General features: G+C 56.7%; 18 protein-coding genes. 14 read left to right on the top strand and 4 right to left on the bottom strand.

Annotated features, from left to right (window positions below):
- The first annotated feature begins 1 nt into the window (after position 1).
- The 11 genes from ABUK73_RS21280 (at position 2) to ABUK73_RS21230 (ending at position 15,025) form a co-directional block, all read left to right on the top strand.
- Complete coding sequence (locus ABUK73_RS21280; RefSeq protein ID WP_353579007.1) at positions 2 to 1,615, top strand: acyl CoA:acetate/3-ketoacid CoA transferase; 1,614 nt, start codon at positions 2 to 4, stop codon at positions 1,613 to 1,615.
- On the top strand, positions 1,608 to 2,387 hold the full coding sequence (locus ABUK73_RS21275; RefSeq protein WP_353579006.1) for an enoyl-CoA hydratase/isomerase family protein: 780 nt from the start codon (positions 1,608 to 1,610) through the stop codon (positions 2,385 to 2,387). The genes ABUK73_RS21280 and ABUK73_RS21275 overlap by 8 nt, the downstream gene beginning before the upstream one ends.
- Positions 2,387 to 3,907: an aldehyde dehydrogenase family protein gene (locus tag ABUK73_RS21270; protein ID WP_353579005.1), complete on the top strand. Its 1,521-nt coding sequence runs from the start codon at positions 2,387 to 2,389 to the stop codon at positions 3,905 to 3,907. Before ABUK73_RS21275 ends, ABUK73_RS21270 begins: the two co-directional genes overlap by 1 nt.
- Before the next feature lie 84 nt (positions 3,908 to 3,991).
- A complete protein-coding gene (locus tag ABUK73_RS21265; RefSeq protein WP_113089915.1) occupies positions 3,992 to 5,254 on the top strand; it encodes an ABC transporter substrate-binding protein in 1,263 nt (420 codons plus the stop codon).
- Between the two features lie 74 nt (positions 5,255 to 5,328).
- On the top strand, positions 5,329 to 6,282 hold the full coding sequence (locus ABUK73_RS21260; protein ID WP_113089914.1) for a carbohydrate ABC transporter permease: 954 nt from the start codon (positions 5,329 to 5,331) through the stop codon (positions 6,280 to 6,282).
- Complete coding sequence (locus ABUK73_RS21255) at positions 6,279 to 7,223, top strand: carbohydrate ABC transporter permease (protein WP_113089913.1); 945 nt, start codon at positions 6,279 to 6,281, stop codon at positions 7,221 to 7,223. Before ABUK73_RS21260 ends, ABUK73_RS21255 begins: the two co-directional genes overlap by 4 nt.
- Before the next feature lie 4 nt (positions 7,224 to 7,227).
- Positions 7,228 to 8,343, top strand: coding sequence for an ABC transporter ATP-binding protein (locus tag ABUK73_RS21250; RefSeq protein WP_113089912.1), 1,116 nt, complete (start codon positions 7,228 to 7,230; stop codon positions 8,341 to 8,343).
- A 16-nt stretch (positions 8,344 to 8,359) separates the two neighbouring features.
- Entirely contained in the window at positions 8,360 to 9,865 is a 1,506-nt protein-coding gene (locus ABUK73_RS21245; RefSeq protein WP_113089911.1) for a GMC oxidoreductase, read from the top strand.
- Positions 9,866 to 9,975: 110 nt separating this feature from the next.
- Positions 9,976 to 11,631 (top strand): GMC family oxidoreductase, encoded by a 1,656-nt coding sequence (locus ABUK73_RS21240; RefSeq protein WP_113089910.1) that lies wholly within the window; start codon positions 9,976 to 9,978, stop codon positions 11,629 to 11,631.
- Between the two features lie 80 nt (positions 11,632 to 11,711).
- A complete protein-coding gene (locus ABUK73_RS21235; protein ID WP_113089909.1) occupies positions 11,712 to 12,881 on the top strand; it encodes a Gfo/Idh/MocA family protein in 1,170 nt (389 codons plus the stop codon).
- A 71-nt stretch (positions 12,882 to 12,952) separates the two neighbouring features.
- A complete protein-coding gene (locus tag ABUK73_RS21230; RefSeq protein WP_113089908.1) occupies positions 12,953 to 15,025 on the top strand; it encodes an FAD-binding protein in 2,073 nt (690 codons plus the stop codon).
- Between the two features lie 237 nt (positions 15,026 to 15,262).
- Here ABUK73_RS21230 and ABUK73_RS21225 read toward each other — a convergent pair whose 3' ends face one another.
- The 3 genes from ABUK73_RS21225 to ABUK73_RS21215 form a co-directional block, all read right to left on the bottom strand.
- On the bottom strand, positions 15,263 to 15,598 hold the full coding sequence (locus ABUK73_RS21225) for a hypothetical protein (protein ID WP_113089907.1): 336 nt from the start codon (positions 15,596 to 15,598) through the stop codon (positions 15,263 to 15,265).
- 139 nt (positions 15,599 to 15,737) lie between these two features.
- A complete protein-coding gene (locus ABUK73_RS21220; protein WP_353579031.1) occupies positions 15,738 to 16,370 on the bottom strand; it encodes a hypothetical protein in 633 nt (210 codons plus the stop codon).
- A 77-nt stretch (positions 16,371 to 16,447) separates the two neighbouring features.
- Entirely contained in the window at positions 16,448 to 17,365 is a 918-nt protein-coding gene (locus ABUK73_RS21215) for a LysR family transcriptional regulator (RefSeq protein WP_113089905.1), read from the bottom strand.
- 92 nt (positions 17,366 to 17,457) lie between these two features.
- Between ABUK73_RS21215 and ABUK73_RS21210 the strand changes: the two genes are divergently transcribed.
- The gene (locus tag ABUK73_RS21210) at positions 17,458 to 18,474 is read left to right on the top strand and encodes an NADP-dependent oxidoreductase (RefSeq protein WP_353579004.1); all 1,017 of its coding nucleotides are present in this window, start codon (positions 17,458 to 17,460) and stop codon (positions 18,472 to 18,474) included.
- A gap of 158 nt (positions 18,475 to 18,632) precedes the next feature.
- The gene (locus tag ABUK73_RS21205) at positions 18,633 to 18,989 is read left to right on the top strand and encodes a cupin domain-containing protein (RefSeq protein WP_113085895.1); all 357 of its coding nucleotides are present in this window, start codon (positions 18,633 to 18,635) and stop codon (positions 18,987 to 18,989) included.
- A 47-nt stretch (positions 18,990 to 19,036) separates the two neighbouring features.
- Here the strand turns inward: ABUK73_RS21205 and ABUK73_RS21200 are convergent, their stop codons facing one another.
- Positions 19,037 to 19,927 carry a LysR family transcriptional regulator gene (locus ABUK73_RS21200; RefSeq protein ID WP_353579003.1) on the bottom strand — a complete coding sequence of 297 codons (891 nt, stop codon included), beginning with the start codon at positions 19,925 to 19,927 and terminating at the stop codon, positions 19,037 to 19,039.
- Between the two features lie 114 nt (positions 19,928 to 20,041).
- Here ABUK73_RS21200 and ABUK73_RS21195 point away from each other — a divergent pair, with 114 nt between their 5' ends.
- The gene (locus ABUK73_RS21195; RefSeq protein ID WP_113089901.1) at positions 20,042 to 20,911 is read left to right on the top strand and encodes an SDR family oxidoreductase; all 870 of its coding nucleotides are present in this window, start codon (positions 20,042 to 20,044) and stop codon (positions 20,909 to 20,911) included.
- Positions 20,912 to 20,976 lie beyond the last annotated feature (65 nt).

The following is a 20,976-nucleotide window of genomic DNA, read 5'->3' as shown; positions in this document are numbered from 1 at the left end:
AATGAGCAAGCACATCACCCTGGCTGAAGCAGCCGCCCTGATTCCGGACGGAGCCACCGTGTCTGTTTCGTCATCCAGCGGTCTCGGCTGCCCCGATCTCATGCTCAAAGCCATTGGTGAGCGCTTCGACGCGACAGGGCATCCCAAGAACATAACAACGCTGCATCCGATCGCGGCTGGCGACATGAGCGGTATCAAGGGTATCGATCACATCGCCAAGCAAGGCCTGCTGAAGCGGATCATTGGTGGCTCGTATCCCTCCGGACCATCGACGTCTGAGCCGCCGTTGATCTGGCAGATGATAACCAACAATGAGATCCCGGCCTATAATATCCCCTCGGGAATCATGTTCGACATGCACCGTGAAGCTGCCTCCAAGCGTGCTGGTGTTTTGACGAAAGTCGGTATGGAAACCTTTGTCGATCCGAAGCGTCAGGGCTGTGCGATGAACGCACGCGCTTCCGAAGAGCCTGTCGTGAAGCGTGTGATCTTCGAAGGAGATGAATGGCTGTATTTCCCATCCATCATCCCGCAGGTCACGATCATCCGTGCCACGACCGCAGACGAGCGCGGCAACCTGACATACGAGCAGGAAGGTGCTTATCTCGGTGGCCTCGACCAGGCGCTCGCTGCCCGTAACAACGATGGTATCGTGATCGCACAAGTGAAGCGGATTACGAAAGAGGGAACGCTCAAACCCCATGATGTGCGGGTGCCTGGCATGCTCGTCGATTACATCGTGGTCGATCCAGACCAGAAGCAGACGACCCAGACCCTGTATGATCCAGCAATTTCCGGTGAGGTGTTTCACCCTCTCGATACGTTTAGGTTGCCAGAATTCAACATCCAGAAAGTGATCGCTCGCCGGGTTGCGCAGGAACTGGAGGCGGGAAGCTGCGTCAATCTGGGTTTTGGGATTTCCGCGAACGTGCCGCGCATTCTTCTCGAAGAAGGTTTGCATGGCAGTATAACCTGGGTCATCGAGCAGGGAGCAGTCGGTGGTGTTCCACTGCTTGATTTTGCATTCGGATGTGCTTCGAATGCAGATGCCTACATGCCATCGCCCTACCAGTTCACGTATTTTCAGGGTGGGGGATTCGATGCATCACTCCTCTCCTTTCTCGAAATCGGCAAGGATGGATCGGTGAACGTCTCACGCCTGACCTTCCGCCCACACGTAACGGCTGGAGCAGGGGGATTCGTCGATATTACGTCTCGTGCGAGGAAGATCGTTTTTTCCGGCATGTTCAACGCTGGAGCCAAACTGTCGATCGCCGACGGCAAGCTTGTCATCGACAAGGAAGGTAAGCTCAAGAAGCTCGTGAATGAAGTCGAACACGTCACCTTCTCTGGAAAGAGGGCGGTGGAGCAGGGGCAGGACGTAACTTACGTCACCGAGCGCTGCGTTATGAAGCTGACTGCGCAAGGGTTGCTCCTGACTGAGATCGCTCCAGGCATCGATCTTCAAACCGATATTTTGGATCAATCCGAGTTCCCGTTGAGTGTCGCCAGTAATCTCAAGGTGATGGAAGCCAGTCTCTTCGGGGAAAACGACATTGGGCTCACGCTCCCGATGAAGCCCAAGCGAGTTCTGGAGGGCACCTACAATGGCTAGCGGTACAGTCAAGGTCGACATTCAGGATCATATCGCCCTTTTGACGGTATCGCGGCCTGAGAAGCTGAACGCTCTGGACCTCGATATGCTGAAGGCTCTTGCCGCGGCTGTCGACGAGATCGAAGCCAACTCTGCTGTCCGAGCCGCTATCCTGACTGGCGAGGGTAAGGGATTTTCGGCGGGCGGGGACATCAAAGCCTGGAGCGAGATGACCGCGCAGGAATTCGGCCATGCCTGGGTCCGCTTCGGACACAGGGTTTTCGAACGAGTTGCGACGCTACGGGTGCCTCTGATCGCAGCGATCAATGGTCATGCGTTGGGAGGCGGCCTGGAACTGGCAGGTCTGGCAGACATACGGATTGCCGAAGAGCACATCAAGATCGGACTGCCGGAAACGGGACTTGGGATGGTGCCAGGATGGTCGGGTACACAGCGGCTGGTTAAACGCTTCGGCGCGCAGGTTGTTCGACGGATGGCGCTGGGTGGGGAAATTTTCACCGCAGAGCAGGCCCAATCGCTCGGTGTGGTCGATCTTATCGTGCCGACGGGCAGTTCCGTTTCGACTGCACTTGAATATGCGCAACGTCTCGTGACGCGCGGACCTGCAGCTCTCGAAGTCACCAAGCTCATGATCGCGTCCGCAAGCGGTGAAGACAATGGAACTGCCGTCGAAGCGTTGGGGTCAATCCTGATCGCGAAGACGGCAGACCTCAAGGAAGGCGTCGCTGCGTTCAGCGAGAAACGCCAGGCAAGTTTCAAGGGAGAATGGTGATGACTGTCCTGATCAATCCGAAAACGATGAGCAACCAGGAGGTCCGTGAGTTCAAGATGCTCGTTGACGGCAAGTGGGTATCCGGCAGCGGCGCCCCTATCGAACGGGTAGCTCCCAGCCACGGTATCGTTGTCAGTCGGTTTCAACGCGGAACGAAGGCGGATGCAGAAAGTGCGATTGCCGTCGCGCGCAAAGCGTTTGACAGTGGTCCATGGCCTCGCATGACCGCGTCCCAACGCTCGGCCATCCTCCTCAAGGCAGCGGACCTCATCGCGGCGCGTTCAGAAGAACTCGCCTACCTTGACTCCATCGAGGCGGGAAAACCCATCTCCCAGGTGCGTGGTGAGATCGCAGGTTCTGTGGATATCTGGCGTTACGCCGCGGCCCTGGCGCGGGACCTCCATGGCGAAAGCTACAACACATTGGGTGACGGCACGCTCGGTGTCGTTTTACGCGAGGCGATTGGGGTCGTTTCGATCATCACTCCCTGGAATTTCCCGTTTCTCATCGTTGGACAGAAGCTACCTTTCGCATTGGCTGCCGGATGCACTGCTGTCGTCAAGCCGTCCGAGTTGACCTCCGGTTCGACGCTGGTGCTGGGTGAAATTCTCCAGGAAGCAGGCGTTCCTGGCGGAGTGGTCAACATTGTCACGGGTACCGGACCGGAGGTGGGGGCGGTCCTGACTGCACATCGCGATGTCGACATGGTGTCGTTTACGGGGTCGACAGGAGTGGGTAGGCTAACGATGTCGAGCGCCGCCCAGACCTTGAAAAAGGTTTCGCTCGAACTTGGCGGAAAGAACCCTCAGATAGTGTTCCCCGATGCCGACATCGACGCGTTCATCGACGCTGCCGTGTTCGGTGCCTACTTCAATGCCGGCGAGTGCTGCAATGCGGGCTCCCGTCTTATTCTGCACAGAAGCATCGCCGACGAGGTCGTCAAGCGTGTTGGAGAACTCGCAAAATCGGTGAGGGTTGGTGATCCGCTCGATCCGACAACGCAAGTCGGGGCGATCATCACCCCGCAGCACCTGGACAAGATCAACAAATATGTTTCAGGCGCCAAGGATAGCGGTGCAAACGTCGTGTTCGGCGGCGAGAGGCTCGATCTGGGGATGGGCCAGTACATGTCTCCGACGATCCTTTCCGGGGTCACACCAGAGATGGCCGTTGCCCGTGAAGAAGTCTTCGGCCCGGTTCTGTCAGTGCTGACGTTTGAAACGACGCAGGAAGCCATCGAGATCGCGAATTCCATAGACTACGGTCTTTCAGCGGGTGTCTGGAGCAAAGACTTCGACACATGCCTGACGATTGGCCGCAGGGTGCGGGCAGGGACAGTCTGGATGAACACCTTCATGGACGGTGCGTCTGAACTGCCGTTCGGCGGCTACAAGCAGTCCGGGCTTGGTCGTGAACTCGGACGTCACGCCGTCGAGGACTACACTGAGACCAAGACACTCAACATGCATATCGGCGCACGCACGAGCTGGTGGATGCCGCAAAGCGAGAAGCTGGCTTAGCCGGCTGACAGAACTACGCCCGAGGAGGGTGGGTAAATCGGCACGGGAATGGTTCCGTGCCAACTTGCAAACTGGGAGGACTCTATGCGCAAGTTCATGACGATGACCGCGATTGCGGCACTGATGCTGGGAGCTGTAGGCGGTTTAGCCCGCGCCGCTGATGTGAAGGAAGTCCAGATGCTCCACTGGTGGACATCGGGCGGCGAGGCGGCAGCGCTTCAGGTGTTGAAGGGCGATCTTTCTAAAGAAGGCTATTCCTGGAAAGACGTGCCAGTCGCTGGTGGTGGTGGTGACGCCGCCATGACGGCCTTGAAAGCCATGGTTGCTGCAGGAAACTACCCGACAGCCTCTCAGATGCTCGGCTACACCGTGCTCGACTATGCGCAGGCTGGAGTGATGGGGGACCTGACCGAGACGGCCAAAAAAGAAGGATGGGACAAGGCTGTTCCGGCTGCTCTGCAGAAGTTTTCGGTCTATGACGGCAAGTGGGTCGCCGTGCCTGTAAACGTCCACTCGGTCAACTGGCTTTGGATCAACAAGGCAGTCATGGACAAGATTGGGGGGACGCAGCCGAAGACCTTTGACGATCTCATCGCACTTCTAGACAAAGCCAAGGCTGCAGGCGTCACACCGCTTGCGCTGGGTGGACAGAGTTGGCAGGAAGCCACCATGTTCGACTCTATCGTCGCATCGACAGGCGGCCCGGATTTCTACAAGAAAGCTTTCAACGACCTCGACGAGGCTTCTCTCAAGTCCGATACGATGAAAAAGTCGTTCGACAACCTTGCCAAGATGATTACCTACGTCGATCCCAACTATTCGGGTCGCGACTGGAATCTGGCGACGGCAATGGTCATCAAGGGCGACGCACTGGTGCAGGTCATGGGTGACTGGGCAAAGGGCGAATTCGTGGCAGCGAAGAAAACCCCGAACAATGACTTCCTCTGCTATCGCTTCCCCGGCACCGAAGGCAGCGTAATCTACAACTCCGACATGTTCGGCATGTTCAATGTGCCCGATAATCAGAAGGCCGCCCAGATTGCGCTGGCAACGGCGACTCTCTCCAAGAGCTTCCAGTCCGCCTTCAACGTCGTGAAGGGTTCCGTTCCAGCCCGTACAGACGTTCCCGATACGGACTTCGACGCCTGCGGCAAGAAGGGCATCGCCGACCTGAAGGCAGCCAATGACAGCGGCAAGCTGTTCGGCTCGTTTGCTCAAGGCTACGGCGCGGCTCCCGCCATTGCCAACGCCTACAAGGATGTCGTCACCAAGTTCGTTCACGGTCAGATCAAGACATCGGATCAGGCTGTTGCCGAACTGGTCAAGGCGATCGACGACGCACGGTAATCGGATGTTAGCCTCCCCCGGCAACAGGCGGGGGAGTCTTTCAAAACCCGTATTCCTGGGAGGGGGAAATCTCTATGAGCACCGTTGCAACAACCGAACCCGTTCTGACGAAGCGCCGCGCATCGACCTACACAATGCGAGAGCGCTTGCAGGACGCCCTGCCCAAGATCGTTCTTGCACCCAGCTTCCTGATCACGATCGTCTTCGTCTATGGGTTTATCCTCTGGACGGTCTATCTTTCGTTCACGAACTCCAAGACCTTTCCCAACTACGCCATCACAGGCGGACGCGCCTACCAGCGCTTGTGGACATGGACCTTCGAAAGCGATCCCCCATCGAGCTGGTACACCTCGATCACGAATATGGGCATCTTTGCAGTTCTGTATATCGGCATCTGCCTCGCGCTTGGTCTCTTTCTTGCTATCCTGCTCGATCAGAAGATCCGAGGTGAGGGAATGCTTCGTCCGATCTTCCTCTACCCGATGGCACTCTCGTTCATCGTCACGGGCGTTGCCTGGAAGTGGTTCCTCGATCCGGGCCTTGGCCTTGAGCAGACCCTGCACAATTTCGGCTGGACGAGCTTTCATTTTGACTGGATCAAGAACAAGGACTTCGTGATCTACACGGTTGTTATCGCAGGCGTCTGGCAGGCATCGGGCTTTGTCATGGCGATGTTCCTTGCGGGCCTTCGCGGTATCGACAGCGAGATGATGAAGGCCGCCCAGATCGATGGAGCCTCCACTTTTCAGCTTTACCGACGCATCATCATCCCGCAGCTTCGGCCCGTTTTCCTGTCGGCTTTCATCGTGCTGGCCCATCTGGCGATCAAGTCTTATGACCTTGTCGTGGCGCTGACATCTGGCGGTCCGGGCGGCTCTGCGTGGCTGCCGTCCAATTTCATGTACGAATATACATTCAAGCGTAACGAAATGGCTGTTGGTTCGGCCAGCGCGGTAATCATGCTGATGACCATCTCAGCCATCATCGTTCCCTATCTCTATTCTGAGCTGAAGGAGAAGGCACGATGAGTATCGCAACATCCACTTATCCTGCCGCGCCAAGAAGCGCCCGCACCAGAAACCTCCATCGTTTCTTCATCTATGGCCTCCTGATCTTCTTCGCGATCATCTATCTGATGCCGCTTTTTGTCATGCTCGTGACGTCGTTCAAGACGATGGATGAGATCCAGGGCGGCAACATGCTGTCCCTGCCGCAATCGCCGACCTTTCAGCCATGGATCAAGGCCTGGGGAGAAACATGCGTCGGACTGACCTGTAATGGCATCAAGGGATATTTCTGGAATTCGATCAAAATGGTCGTTCCGGCTGTCGCCATTTCGACCATACTCGGCTCACTCAATGGGTATGTGCTGACGAAGTGGCGCTTTCCGGGGCATACTTTCGTCTTCGGTCTGATGCTGTTTGCCTGCTTCATCCCGTTCCAATCGGTTCTGCTGCCGATGGCGACGGTCCTGGGCACTCTTGGCAGATTTGGTAACACGCTTCGCAATGAAATCGGCGTCTCCCTGGGCTTCGGCGATCCGACGGTTAATCTGGTCCTCGTTCACGTCATTTACGGTCTCGGATTCACCACGCTGTTCTTCCGCAACTACTACGAGGCGTTTCCAACGGAACTCGTCAAGGCGGCGCAGGTGGACGGTGCGGGTTTCTTCCAGATTTTCTACCGGATCATGTTGCCGAACTCGCTGCCGATTATCGTGGTCGCGGTCATCTACCAATTCACCAATATCTGGAACGACTTTCTGTTTGCTTCCGCATACGCCGGATCGGGCGACTCGATGCCGATGACCGTGGCGCTCAATAACGTCGTCAACACGTCCACCGGCGTAGTCGAATACAACGTCAACATGGCTGCCGCCATGATCGCTGCCCTTCCTACGCTCCTCGTTTACGTTCTCGCCGGCCGCTACTTCGTGCGTGGTCTGATGGCGGGAGCTGTCAAAGGATAAGACCATGGCCTTTCTTGAAATATCCGGACTGAAGAAGCGCTTCGGCGCACTGGAAATCCTCAAGGGTATCGACATCGACCTCGAAAAGGGGGGCTTCCTCGTCCTGGTCGGTCCATCCGGCTGCGGTAAGTCGACCCTGTTGAACACTATCGCTGGTCTCGAAGCCATCACGGAGGGAGACATTCAGGTGGATGGTCGCACTATTTCCGACCTGCATCCCTCAAAGCGCGATATCGCCATGGTGTTCCAGAGCTACGCGCTCTACCCGAATATGACGGTCGCGGGCAATATCTCGTTTGGAATGGAAATGAGGGGTGTACCGGCTGCCGAGCGCAAGGCTGCCATCGACAAGGTTGCCAAGGTTTTGCAGATCACGCACCTGCTTGACCGCAAGCCGAGCCAGCTTTCAGGTGGTCAGCGTCAGCGTGTTGCCATGGGTCGTGCCCTTGTCCGCGACCCGAAGCTTTTCCTGTTCGATGAGCCGCTGTCCAATCTCGACGCCAAGCTGCGCGTCGATATGCGTATCGAAATTAAAAGGCTGCATCAGGCAACGGGAAAGACAATCGTCTACGTGACGCACGATCAGATCGAGGCGATGACACTTGCGACCAAAATCGCAGTGATGAGAGACGGAGAAGTCCAGCAGTTCGGCACGCCAGCAGAAATCTATAACAATCCCGCCAACATGTTCGTTGCCGACTTCATGGGCTCTCCTGCCATGAACCTCCTGTCAGCCACAATCGAAAACGGCACCTCTGGACTTGTGGTATCGCTCGACCGTCCCAATCAGCAGCCGATGAAGCTTCCGGTCTCGCCAGCCATGGCGTCACTTCAGGCCCACGCGGGACGAAAGGTCGTTTTCGGCATTCGGCCCGAAGCCCTTACCGATCCGGATGGTGCTGATCGCAATGCCCGAAATCTGGCCGAAGACGACTGCCTGATCGAAGTGGTTGAGCCTGCTGGCTCCGACACCTTCGCTGTCACCCAGCTTGGCGGCAAGGAGGTCGTCGCCCGGTTGCGGGCCGACGCGCGCATACAGCCAGGCCAGAACGCACGACTGGCCTTCAACCTCGACAAGGTGGTCTTCTTCGACCCGACAAGCCAAGCCCGGATTGCGTGAAAGACGAGCAACTGACATGACCCAATCACCGGACATCGTCATCGTCGGCTCAGGCGTAGGCGGATCGACAATCGCCTCGAGCCTTGCCGCGACGGGCGCGGATATTCTCATACTGGAAGCAGGTGGCCACATCGAAGATCGCCCGGAGAACCGGGACCAGCGGGCGATTTTCCAGCGTGGTCACTTCCGACCAAAAGAGCTCTGGTATGAGGCCGATGGAACTGCGTTCAATCCGGGTAACTACTACAATGTCGGAGGGAACTCGAAGTTCTACGGCGCCGTGCTTTCCCGGTACCGTCGCGAGGATTTTGAGGAGATCAAACATCAGGAAGGTGTTTCTCCTGCATGGCCGTTTCCATACGAAGTGCTGGAGCCGTGGTATGGAAGAGCGGAAAAGCTCTACCGAGTTAGGGGCCAGATCGGTGAAGACCCGACGGAGCCTCACCACTCCACGGGATATGATTTCCCGCCTGTGCCTGAAGAGTACTCCATCGCCGATGTGCGCGAGCGGCTCAAGAAGAAGGGCCTTCACCCGTTCTCGCTTCCTCTAGGCGTCGATATCGAAAAATGGCTGTCGAAGGCCAAGACACCTTGGGATGCGCACCCCAACTCCAACGACGGCAAGATGGACGCCGAGACAGCCGCGCTCTCCGTCGCGCTCGGGCACCCGAACGTCCGCCTTCAGACAGGTTCAAGGGTAACAAAACTTGAGGCTGGATCAGACGGCAAGATTACCACCGTTGTCTACACAAGGGCAGGTGAAACGTTTTCCGTCTCGCCGAAACTTGTGATCCTGTCTGCGGGCGCCGTGCAATCGGCCGTGCTTCTTCTTCGATCTGCCGATGACCGCAATCCCAACGGACTGGCGAATTCATCCGACCAGGTTGGCAGAAATTTCATGAATCACAATTCGTCTGCCGTTATTGGCGTTTCGCCTTGGTTCCGGAACACATCTGTCTATCAGAAGACCTTAGCTTTCAACGACTTTTACCTGTCGGATGGAGACGGTGGTCCCCCGCTCGGAAACATCCAGTTGCTGGGAAGGATTTCCGAACGGGTCCTTAAAGGTTCGCTGCCGAACGTGCCGGAAGCTCTCCTCCGTTTCGTCACCAGTCATGCAATCGATTTCTATGCGATGAGCGAGGACGTTCCCAACCCGGAAAGCCGTGTCATGGTGGATGGCGACAGGATCGTTCTGCAATGGAGGCGCTCGAACTGGGACGCCCATCTGGCACTCGTTGCCAAGCTGAAGGCTGTGCTGAAATCGATAGGCTTTCCCATCGTTCTGGCGAGACCTTTCGACAAGCGGACTCCCTCCCATCAGTGCGGCACAGTTCGTATCGGCAATGATCCATCGGCAGCGCCACTCGATCCGTTCTGCCGGGCCTATGAACATGAAAATCTGTTCGTCGTGGACGCAAGCTTCCTGCCGACCTCTGCGGCAGTAAATCCGGCGCTGACCGTTGCCAGTCAGGCGCTGCGCGTTGCGGATCACATTGCGGCGGAGGATTTGCGGGCATGATGCACGTGATTTCGTATCGCCCTACTTCGTTCGCCTCGTGTGAGCTCATGCTCGCGGTGGTCTTTTCATCCGGCGGTGCGCCCGTCAGAAGCCTTCGATAGGACAGCAAAATGCGTTTTGACTATATCATTACCGGGGCAGGTCCTGCGGGTTGCGTGCTGGCCAACCGTTTAAGCGAAGATCCATCCGTTAAGGTGCTGCTTCTTGAAGCGGGCGGGGGTGACTGGAACCCGCTCTTTCAGATGCCGGCTGGCTTCGCCAAGATGACCAAGGGCGTAGCAAGCTGGGGCTGGGAAACCGTGCCGCAGAAGCACATGAAGGGCAGGGTCCTCAGATATACGCAGGCGAAGGTCATCGGTGGTGGATCGTCGATCAATGCGCAGCTATATACACGCGGAAATGCAGCGGATTACGATCTCTGGTCCCATGAGGACGGATGCGATGGTTGGGACTATCGTTCAATTCTTCCCTATTTCAAGCGAGCAGAAGACAATCAGCGCTTCGCTGACGACTATCATTCCTACGGTGGGCCGCTCGGCGTCTCCATGCCCGTATCTGCGCTTCCGATCTGCGACGCCTATATCCGTGCCGGGCAAGAGCTCGGCATACCCTACAACCACGACTTCAATGGAAAGCAGCAAGCCGGAATGGGCTTCTATCAGCTCACACAGCGTGATCGGAAAAGGTCTTCGGCATCTCTGGCCTACCTTAATCCCATTAAGAGCAGAAAGAACCTCACCATCAGATTAGGAGCACGGGTTTCCCGGATCGTTCTCGAAGGTAGCCGCGCGGTAGGCGTCGAGGTGGCGACAAAAAGCGGCACGGAGGTTGTCCGCGCTGAGCGTGAAGTACTCGTGACATCCGGGGCGATCGGGTCTCCTAAACTCCTTCTCCAGTCTGGGATCGGCCCTGCGGATCACCTTACTTCGGTCGGGGTCAAGGTGTTGCATGATCTGCCGGGTGTCGGCGGAAACATGCAGGATCATCTGGATCTGTTCGTAATTTCCGAATGTACGGGGGATCACACCTATGATGGCGTGGCGAAGCTTCACAGGACAGCGTGGGCAGGTCTGGAGTATCTTCTTTTCAGGTCCGGTCCGGTCGCGTCTTCGCTCTTCGAAACAGGGGGCTTCTGGTATGCCGATCCCGATGCCCGCTCGCCCGACATCCAATTCCATCTTGGTCTTGGATCGGGGATCGAGGCTGGTGTCGAGAAGCTTAAAAACGCAGGAGTCACGCTCAATTCGGCCTATCTTCATCCGCGTTCCAGAGGAACCGTGCGTCTGTCCTCCTCTGATCCGAGCGCGTCGCCGCTGATCGATCCCAATTACTGGTCCGATCCACATGACAGAAAAATGTCTATCGAGGGTCTGAAACTCGCTCGTGAGATCATGCAGCAAGCTGCTCTCAAGCCGTTTGTCATGGCTGAACGGCTGCCTGGTCCGAAGGTCATGACCGACGATGAACTGTTCGATTATGGCTGTGCCAACGCCAAGACCGATCACCATCCAGTTGGCACATGCAAGATGGGGAGGGGACCGGAAGCGGTCGTTGGGTTGGATCTCAAGGTGCACGGGCTAGAGGGGCTGAGAGTATGCGACTCCTCGATCATGCCGCGGGTGCCCTCCTGCAACACCAATGCACCCACAATAATGGTCGGAGAGAAAGGTGCTGACCTCGTTCGAGGCCTGCCGGCTCTGCCCTCCGCAGTCTTCTCGTACGAACGCAACGATGCGCGACCTCGCGCGCGTACAAACGTTCGCTGACCCGGACGATAAGCAGATACAGCAATGAAAAATTCTTTTGTCTTTTCAGACACGTCGAAAGTATGTCGGAGAGTTTCTAGATGACCGAAATTAAGGTGGCAATCCTGGGAGCATCTGGCTGGATGGGCAAAGTGCACACCATGGCCTATCAGACATTCCCTCATTTCTTCGGTGTTTCAGGCGGAACCGCGAAAATCGTCGCGCTCGTCGAAGGCAATCCGCTCGCCGCGGAAGACCTGACAAACCGGGCGCCGGGTGCGAAGATTCTACGAGACTGGAAGCTTGCGGTTTCAGACCCGGATATCGATCTGATCGATATCTGCCTGCCCGATAACCTTCATTACGAGGTCGCGAAGGCGGCGCTGCTGGCTGGCAAACACGTCTATTGCGAAAAGCCTTTGGCCAACACTGCGACGCAAGCCCGTGAACTCGCAGACATTGCTCGGGAAAAAGGAGTGATCACGCGGGTGGGGCACGCTTTTCCTCGAAATCCTGTCCATGATCTTGCCAAGGACATCATTGAGGGTGGTGAGATCGGCGAGATCACGATGTTTCGAGCGTGTCAGCACGTCGACATGTACGGCGACCCGCTGGCTCCCTTTATGTGGCGCGCGGACGGTGACCTTGCGCCAACGGGTATCATCGGCGACACAGGGTCCCATGTTTTCAGTTTTATGGATTTTCTGGTTGGACGCGTCAGTTCGCTGATCGCCGACAACATTATCGTTACACCACGACGGCCGGTTGTCCGCGGCTTGGCCTATGGTGAACAGATCGAACTTTCCGGGAACGAGGAATGGGCAGAGGTTACCAATGCCGATGCCACCAATCTGCTCTGCCGCTTCGCGAATGGCGCAAGTGGAATCGTGGATTTCAGCCGTGTCGCAACCGGAAGAAAGTTCAAGCAGACCTATGAAATCTACGGCACGAAGGGCAGCCTCGCCTATACCTACGACGAAATAAACCGCCTGCGGTTCTATTCCAACGACGATCGCATCGGGCGCAGCGGTTTCCGTGAAATAGACGTCGGCCCAGAGAGCGCAAACTTTAAAGCTTTCCTCCCTCTGCCAAACTTCGGGCTTGGCTACAACGAGAGCAAGATCATCGAAGTTGCCGAAGTTGTCCGTTCCATAACGACTGGGACGCAGATGTGGCCGACTTTCGAAACGGGACACCACATCTGCCAGATCGTTGATGCCTGCATGGAATCGTCTCGATTGAAGCGCTGGGTGGACATTCCGCTCGCCTGACACCCGAAGCCTGTTGCCATAAGTGGCGGCAGCTATCCTGCAACCGACATGCCCATGGATTTGATACGGCAATGAAGCTCGATATCCCACAGCCTATACTCGATGCACTCACCGACGTCGAAATGCCGCGCCTTCCTCCGGAGACGAGGTCGTCGGAGACTGTCAACCTTTCGGGGATCGATATTCCTGTCTATCGGGCAGGGTGTGTCATCGTTGGCTCCGGGGCTGCCGGGTTGCGGTCGGCCGTCGAGCTCAAGAGACGTGGTGACGATGTCGTCGTCATCAGTCAAAGCGCGTGGGGAGGAACATCTGCCTGCTCAGGCTCCGACAAGCAAACTCTCCACACCGCCAACACCTCCGATCAGGGTGACAATTACAAGGCCATGGCGCATGCCATCCGCAGCGGCGGTGCCATGGATGAGGACACCGCCTATATAGAGGCCGTGGGGTCATCGCGCATGATGGCGTCGTTGCAATACCTTGGACTTCCTCTTCCGCAGGATCGGTTTGGCGGAACGTTGAGATATCAGACGGACCATGATGAGGTTGGCCGCGCCACCAGTTGCGGTCCGCGAACCTCCCGGCTTATGGTCAAGGTTCTGGCGGACGAAGCGATACGGCTCGGCGTTCCCATCTTCAACCAGACGACCGCCGTGCGAATATTGAAAGACGACCAAGATGGCCGTGAGGCTGTGACTGGCCTCCTGACAATGCGCGCTGGTGAAAGGACCGACAGCAACCCCATGGGCATGGTCCTGTTTACGTGTCCGGTAATCGTGCTTGCCGCTGGCGGCCCCGGCGAACTCTATCGCGATAGTGTCTATCCAAATGGTTGCTTTGGCTCGTTGGGTCTCGCCCTTGAGGCTGGCATCGAACTTGTCAATTTGACGGAAAGCCAGTTCGGTATTGGGACGCGCCGCGAAGGGTTTCCGTGGAACCTTTCCGGCACGTACGTTCAGAGCATGCCGCATATCTATTCCGTCGATTCTGACGGTAACGAATATCATTTCCTGGCAGAATACTATCGGACGACGCAGGAGCTAGCCTCCAACATATTCCGCAAAGGTTATCAGTGGCCTTTTCATTCCACACGGATGCTGGATTTCGCGTCGAGCCTCGTCGACCTGGCGGTGTATCGCGAGGCGATGGCCGGACGTCGGGTCTTCATGGACTTCAACCGGAATCCACTTCCGGTGCCCGGCGACAAGCCCTTCGACCTGGAAAGGCTCGATGATGACGTCCGCCACTATCTTGGCAAAGCAGGGGCTTCGCAGGAACTTCCCATCGCTCGCCTCCAGCACATGAACCCACTCGCGATCGAACTATATCGACGCTACAAGATCGACATCGCAATCTCTCCACTCGAGTTCGCCGTCAACAATCAGCACATGAACGGCGGTGTGATGGTCGATGTTTGGGGGCAAACCAATTTGAGGGGTTGCTACGCCATAGGTGAAGCGGCTGGAACACATGGCGTGACGAGACCCGGCGGCGCGGCTCTCAACGCAGGTCAGGTGTTTGGGACCAGGGCCGCGGAACACATCGCTGCCACTGGGTGGGCGAAAGGAACCGATAACGTCAAAATAGGCGCCACTGCCGGTGAGGCGGTCGAGGATTTGCTCCGTGCCTTGGTGGTACGAGGTTCTCTGGACATGGCTGCAATCCGAGCGGAGGTCCAGGCTCGCATGAGCGATAAAGCAGGGATCATTTGCGATGCACAAAGCGTGAGGGAGGCACTGGCCGACGCAAAAATCCTGAATGCCCGGATCCGCTCTCAGGGTATTTCTATTGGCCGCCCAGGCGAGGCTTCACGTGCAATCCAATGGCAGCAGATGGCAACGGCCTCGGAAGCCGTTCTGACGGCGCTTGATTTCTTTATCAGCCACGGTGGAGGGAGTCGGGGCGCGCGCGCCATATGTGATGCAAATGGCGAGGCACTGCCCACGACTCGCCATGGTCCTCTCAACGAATATCGCTTTCGAAACGAGCGCGATCACCAAAAGAACGAGCAGATCGTGGTCAAAAAATGTGGTTCAGACTTTGTGGTGACGACGAAATCCAACCGCGTTTTCGATGAAAGCGCCAAATCCTTCTTTGAGCGCGACTGGCCTGCGTGGCTGACCGACGAAATCCATCATTCCTAGAACGGGTGTTTTCCGTTTCCAAACTGCTGCGTCATGCAGGATGTTTTAAGGTCGCTGTCCTCACGACAGACAGTGTAACTCATAGGCCTGAAAATATTCGATGTAACAGATTGGTAGATTGGTCTGCTGTCGGGTGGGCACGAATAGTCCGGAATATTCGGTGAAGCCGCTGCCGGGGGGACTTCCGGCAAAAAGCTTATCGGACAAAGCCATGAGTGAGAGAACATGCTCCGTTTTTTAGTAACAATGGCTGCGTGCTTGAGCCTTAGCGGATGCGGACTGACGAAGGTCCCTGATTTTGTGCACGATCACGATGTGAACAGGTTGGACGCCGTAGGTGCCAGCCTGGAAAGCGCCAGAGCCATGGCGACAAAAAATGGCTTTCGATGCGACAAAACTCTTGATCGTAATCGTACGGTTGTGGCGAAGGATAATGTCAAACGGAAAACCGACATCCTTGAGTGCCACAAAACGTCTTTTGATCTGGTTTGCCCTCAGCGCAGATACGTGGTTTTCAATGCCGATCCGCAGAGTGGCAAGGTCTACAGCGTGGGTAGACGTATCACCCAACACTCCTGTTTCTAAACCTGTGGTTAGATATCAGCTTGAAGCATTCCAGACTCCAGTCCATCATTAAACCATCCTCGCGACAATGACAGAATAGGCCAGCAGCGATAATCGGCCGTAATATCATAATGCTTACGTGGCGATCTCAGCGAAGCAGTCCGTCGACGTCGAACTCTTCCCAGCCGCCAAGCTTCGGGGCCGAATTCTTGGTGTCGTCTTTAGACTTTTTAGACCTCTTTGCAGCCTCCCTCTTGAGCGACCGCGTCAGCTTCGCTTGATACGTAGCCCGTTGCCTATTTTCAGCTTTTGCCTCGGCATCCTCCACCCGCCATTCTTCCGCGGCCCCTCGGTCGAGAAGATCCTCCACGACCTTGGGGTCGAAGACATGGAATGTAATCTGACGAGCGCGTCCGTTCAGTCTGACGGTCCTCGTACCGGCGCTTGGCAGACGACCGTCTGCAAGCCAACGATGTCGCTCGCTGGTCTTGATGCTCAGGATGTCCTCGATTTCGCGCGGAATGACCGGTAACGTTCCGGCTTCCGCCACCACTTTCGCGACGATAGCCGCTGCCGCGTTGAATGAGGTCTTTTCGTTGGCCGTCATCGCCAGCGTGAGATCGACGCCCTCTAGCGAGATCGACTTTTTAGAGGTCGCAGGCAGCCTTGCTTGTATTTCCTGAAGAACGCCTTTCGCCCGAACGGCCGACCCCATTGTTACGGTGGCTGGCAGGGTCCATGTCCTGATCAGTTCGATCTCATCTTTTTCACGCTTCGGCATGTCGCACAAATGGTGGCTCATCGCTTCCAAGTCAACGAGCCTGTTGACAGCAGACGAGGAACTGTAACTGATCTTGCTTATCCCTCCCTCTTACCGAAACTCTCCATCAAGATGCTGAGGAAAGCTCTCACAGCAGGGTTGGTCCGGCGGCTTTCCGGCCAAACGGCTGTGATGTTGTGACGTTCGACAGAGAAATCGGATAGAACAGGGACAAGTTGGCCACGGTCTACCCATGGCGCTGACATGAGGCTCGTCGCCATTCCTATTCCCGCTCCCGCTGCGATCGTCGCTATGACAGCCTCGCTCGCGTCGACGATGATTGCCGACGACGGCAGGATCTCGATTTCTCGCTCTTTGAGCTGGAACGGCCAGCGAAATAACTGCCCGCTGCTCTGATAGCGCAGGTTCACCGTCTGGTGCTGCTGAAGATGATCGGGGTGGGTTGGCGCACCATTCGCTGCCAGATATTCCGGGGAGGCGTAGCAGCAAAGCAAATGCGGGGAAAGTTTCCGGGATAGAAGCTGGGAGTCGGGAAGGTCGCCGATGCGAACAGCCAGATCTATTCCCTCTTCGATGAGGTCAACCCTCTGATCATTCAGTCTGAGATCGATCGAAACCTTTGGATGACGTGCGCGAAACCTGGGCAGCACAGGTGCGATGACATGCAGGCCAATCGGCAAGGAAGCGGCAATGCGCAAAGTTCCCGCCGGTTCGGAACGCGCTGCCTTTGCGGCCTGCTCGATGTCTTCGGCATCCCGCAGCAGCCGCAATGCGCGTTCATGCAGGTCACGGCCTTCATTGGTGAGGGTGAGAGATCGCGTCGTTCGGGTGAACAGCGAAACGCCAAGGTGGCTTTCCAGTCGCTGGACGCTTTTACTGACCGCTGATGGCGAGATCGCAAGCGACCGCGCTGCCGCCGTATAGCTGCCCAGCGATCCGGCGCGCGCAAAGGCGATCAAGCCGGTCAACCGTTCGATTCCGATTTGTTCCTTCATGGCACTATTAAAGCGAAATATAGCACCATTATCAATCGTTAAAGACATGCGTACATCTGGTCAGCGAAATCTCAATTTGAAAGAGTTTTAATATGACCGAGATGATGAAAGCAGTCCGCCTGCACGAATTTGGTGGCCCAGAGGTCCTGCGTTACGAAGAGGCTTCACGGCCAGTTGCCGAACAGGGCGAAGTCCTTGTCCGGGTGCATGCGGCAAGTCTCAATCCCCCTGATCTTTATTTGCGCGACGGATATCGCGCGCTCCCGCCTGAGTGGCGACCCAGCCCCGTCTTTCCATTGATCTTGGGCACAGACATCTCCGGTATCGTCACCGCAGTCGGCGACGATGTCCAAGCATTCGGCGTCGGGGACGAGGTCTATGGAATGGTGCGTTTCCCCCACGATCTCATGACCGGCAGCAATGCCTATGCCGACTATGTCAAAGTCCCGGCCTCGGATCTCGCACTGAAACCTAAAGGTATCGATCATGTGCAGGCCGCCGCCGCTCCAATGTCGCTGCTGACGGCATGGCAGTTTCTCGTAGAGCTTGGCCACGATGAACCGAATCCGTTCCAGGATTCCCACCATTCACCGGCTCCGCTCGAGGGAAAGACCGTGCTGGTGAATGGCGCTGCCGGTGGGGTCGGACACCTGATGGTTCAGGTGGCAAAATGGAAAGGAGCCCGCGTCATTGCGGTTGCTTCCGGAAGGCACGAGGCGCTTCTTACCGATCTCGGTGCAGACGCATTCATCGACTACACCAAACAGCCAGCCGAGACCGTCATGCAAGATGTCGATTTGGTGATCGACGCGGTTGGTGGCTCCAACATGGAGCGCTTCCTGAATGTCATCAAAAAAGGTGGCGCGCTCTATCTGGTCAATCCTCTCGGCTTTTCCGGCCATGAAGAGGCCCAACGACGCGGCATTGTCGTCTCAACGGCTCAGGTGCGCTCCAATGGTGCACAATTAGCACAGGCGGGTCGTCTGCTTGATGACGGCACGATCCGGGTGGTGATCGACAGTACGTTCTCAATGGCTGAGGCCTCCGCTGCCCATGACAGGGCAGGGCGGGGAAGCATGCAGGGGAAGGTCGTCCTCATCAACGAATGACGACGTTCCGCTCTGGAAAAGGTTTCCGCGATTTGAAGCCTTTTCCGCAACCCTTCTGCAGGAACCCGTCGTGCTTGCACGATCGTTCAATACCCAGTTCGATGTCCAGTGTAACCGTTGGGCTGAGCGGTTGCTTTCAAACCAACAAAGGATAGCAAATGGAATCCATCAATCTCGACGAGAAACTTAGCCTGTTTTCAGGTCACTGGGACCCGCATGTGATCGCCGATTACAACGAGAACGATGTGATGGTCGTGAAGTTCAAGGGCGAATATCCGTTCCACAAGCATGACACGACTGATGACTTCTTCCTTGTGTTGGAAGGAGAGATGGAGCTCGACATCGAAGGCGAGCCGTCTCGAACAGTGAGAGCTGGCGAGCTGATTGTCGTTCCCAAGGGCGTGGTACATCGACCACGGGCTAGAGACGAGGTGAAGGTTCTCTTGATAGAACCGAAGGGCGAACCGAACTCAGGCGATTCCGGGCGCGCACCAGCGCTCAAACCTCGTCTTTGAATAGGCTGCTTTCGCTTAGATATGCCATGCGGTTTCGACGCCGTACGTCAGCTCAAATAGGCAGCGAGTTCTTCCGGGGTTCCTTGCGGAAAGGCTTCTTTAAGATAATCGAGAAAGGCTGATACGCGCGCGCTAAGCAGACGCCGCGAAGGATAGAGCGCCCAAAGCGCCGTTTCGGCGCCTTCGACATCGCCCCAGTGGTTGAGACGACCGGAGGCGATGTCTTTGCTGACCAAAGAAAGCGGCAGCCGTGCGACGCCCGCACCCATCAAGACCGCATCCCGCAGCATCGTGTTCGACGACATGCCAAGCACCGGCGTGGTCGCAAGCTTTGCAGACCCTGAATCCGTCACGACAGTCCAGGTGTCTGGCTTGCCGATCAAACTGCGAACCACTGATGGCACTGCCTTATCCCGCTCCGGCCAGGCGAGGCCTGGAGCAGCGACAATGACCTGTCGGTCACGCAGAAAGGGCCGACCAACGAGGTTGATATCGGGTTGAGGATTGACGCGGATAACAAGATCGTAGGCCTCCTCGATCATATCCACGGTACGATCTTCCACGACGATCTCGACCCGCATCTCGGGATGTTTCAGCACAAAGCCTGCCGCCAGCTTTCCCAAGGCCGCCTGCGCAAACATGAGCGGTGCGCTGATGCGCAGACGTCCACGTGGCGATTGACCCCCTGACGCGATAGCGGTTGCGGTTTCTTCTAGCTCCGTCAGCAGTTGCGTAGTCCGCTCGAACAGGGCGCGTCCTTCTTCCGTCAGCTTCAAGTCCCGTGCCCCCCTTTCGAAAAGCCGAAGATCTAGGCTCGCCTCAAGATCGGCGACGCGTCGGGATAGTGTGGCTTTCGGCCGCCCGGCATGGCGCGCTGCTTTGCCGAACCCGCCATGCCTAGCAACAAGGTTGAAATCCGCCAGTGCGAGCAAATCCATGTGTTCCACCTGTGAGACGATGCGTCCAGAAATGATGTCTATTTGAGGAAATTTGGATCATCTAACTTTGGAGATGTCAACAGCGCCCTAGCGGCCTCACAAGGAGCTACATTCATGACCATTCTCGTAATCGGTGCCAGCGGCCGTGTTGGCCGCCACGTCGTAAACCAACTCATTGAACGCAACGCCAAGATTCGTGTTCTGACGCGCGACGCCGCGAAGGCAAACTTTCCGGAGGGCGTAGAGATTGCCCAGGGCGAATTGCTCGATCTCGATGCTCTTCGCCAGGCATTCAAAGGTGTCCGCACCTTGTTCCTTCTCAATGCTGTCACGGGCGACGAGTTCACTCAGGCTCTCATCACCCTCAACATTGCCAAAGAGGCGGGTGTCGAACGCGTCGTTTATCTCTCGGTGTTCAACGCCGAAAACTCCGTCAACGTCCCGCATTTTGCTGTGAAGGCGGGTGGCGAACGTATGCTGAGCGAGATGGGATTCAGCGCCACGATCCTGCGCCCGACCTACTTCATCGACAACGAGATCATGATCAAGGATGTCGTTCTCAATCACGGCGTATATCCGATGCCGATCGGCTCCAAGGGCGTTGCAATGGTCGATGCCCGCGATATTGCCGAAGTCGCTGCAATCGAACTGATCCGCCGTGATCAGGCCTCCGAACTCTTGCCAGTCGAAACAATCAATCTTGTCGGTCCAGACACGCTCACGGGACCCAAGGTCGCTGCAATCTGGTCCGAGGTCCTGGGTCGCGATATCGTCTATGGCGGTGATGATCCGAGCGGTTTCGAACAGAACATGGCGAGCTTCATGCCAAAGTGGACCGCTTATGAAATGCGTTTGATGGCAGAACGCTACGTTACCGACGGCATGATCCCGAATGAAGGCGATGTCGAACGGCTTGTGGCGATGCTGAAGCGCCCCCTGCACAGCTACCGTGAGTTTGCGGAGAGCCTTGCTTCGGCCAGCTAACAAGACCGACGGACAGTCAAGCCAAATTACTGAACTGCAACTGGCGAGGAGGCTCGCCAGCTACC

The organism is Agrobacterium vacciniicorymbosi, assembly GCF_040427045.1.
GTDB lineage: Bacteria > Pseudomonadota > Alphaproteobacteria > Rhizobiales > Rhizobiaceae > Agrobacterium.
This window is presented reverse-complemented; position numbering and strand designations above follow the sequence as displayed.

Excerpts from the sequence above, each read along its gene's own strand:
- ABUK73_RS21280 (WP_353579007.1), top strand. The coding sequence starts at position 2 with ATGAGCAAGCACATCACCCTGGCTGAAGCAGCCGCCCTGATTCCGGAC.
- ABUK73_RS21275 (WP_353579006.1), top strand. The coding sequence starts at position 1,608 with ATGGCTAGCGGTACAGTCAAGGTCGACATTCAGGATCATATCGCCCTT.
- ABUK73_RS21270 (WP_353579005.1), top strand. The coding sequence starts at position 2,387 with ATGACTGTCCTGATCAATCCGAAAACGATGAGCAACCAGGAGGTCCGT.
- ABUK73_RS21265 (WP_113089915.1), top strand. The coding sequence starts at position 3,992 with ATGCGCAAGTTCATGACGATGACCGCGATTGCGGCACTGATGCTGGGA.
- ABUK73_RS21260 (WP_113089914.1), top strand. The coding sequence starts at position 5,329 with ATGAGCACCGTTGCAACAACCGAACCCGTTCTGACGAAGCGCCGCGCA.
- ABUK73_RS21255 (WP_113089913.1), top strand. The coding sequence starts at position 6,279 with ATGAGTATCGCAACATCCACTTATCCTGCCGCGCCAAGAAGCGCCCGC.
- ABUK73_RS21250 (WP_113089912.1), top strand. The coding sequence starts at position 7,228 with ATGGCCTTTCTTGAAATATCCGGACTGAAGAAGCGCTTCGGCGCACTG.
- ABUK73_RS21245 (WP_113089911.1), top strand. The coding sequence starts at position 8,360 with ATGACCCAATCACCGGACATCGTCATCGTCGGCTCAGGCGTAGGCGGA.
- ABUK73_RS21240 (WP_113089910.1), top strand. The coding sequence starts at position 9,976 with ATGCGTTTTGACTATATCATTACCGGGGCAGGTCCTGCGGGTTGCGTG.
- ABUK73_RS21235 (WP_113089909.1), top strand. The coding sequence starts at position 11,712 with ATGACCGAAATTAAGGTGGCAATCCTGGGAGCATCTGGCTGGATGGGC.
- ABUK73_RS21230 (WP_113089908.1), top strand. The coding sequence starts at position 12,953 with ATGAAGCTCGATATCCCACAGCCTATACTCGATGCACTCACCGACGTC.
- ABUK73_RS21220 (WP_353579031.1), bottom strand. The coding sequence starts at position 16,370 with ATGCCGAAGCGTGAAAAAGATGAGATCGAACTGATCAGGACATGGACC.
- ABUK73_RS21215 (WP_113089905.1), bottom strand. The coding sequence starts at position 17,365 with ATGAAGGAACAAATCGGAATCGAACGGTTGACCGGCTTGATCGCCTTT.
- ABUK73_RS21210 (WP_353579004.1), top strand. The coding sequence starts at position 17,458 with ATGACCGAGATGATGAAAGCAGTCCGCCTGCACGAATTTGGTGGCCCA.
- ABUK73_RS21205 (WP_113085895.1), top strand. The coding sequence starts at position 18,633 with ATGGAATCCATCAATCTCGACGAGAAACTTAGCCTGTTTTCAGGTCAC.
- ABUK73_RS21200 (WP_353579003.1), bottom strand. The coding sequence starts at position 19,927 with ATGGATTTGCTCGCACTGGCGGATTTCAACCTTGTTGCTAGGCATGGC.
- ABUK73_RS21195 (WP_113089901.1), top strand. The coding sequence starts at position 20,042 with ATGACCATTCTCGTAATCGGTGCCAGCGGCCGTGTTGGCCGCCACGTC.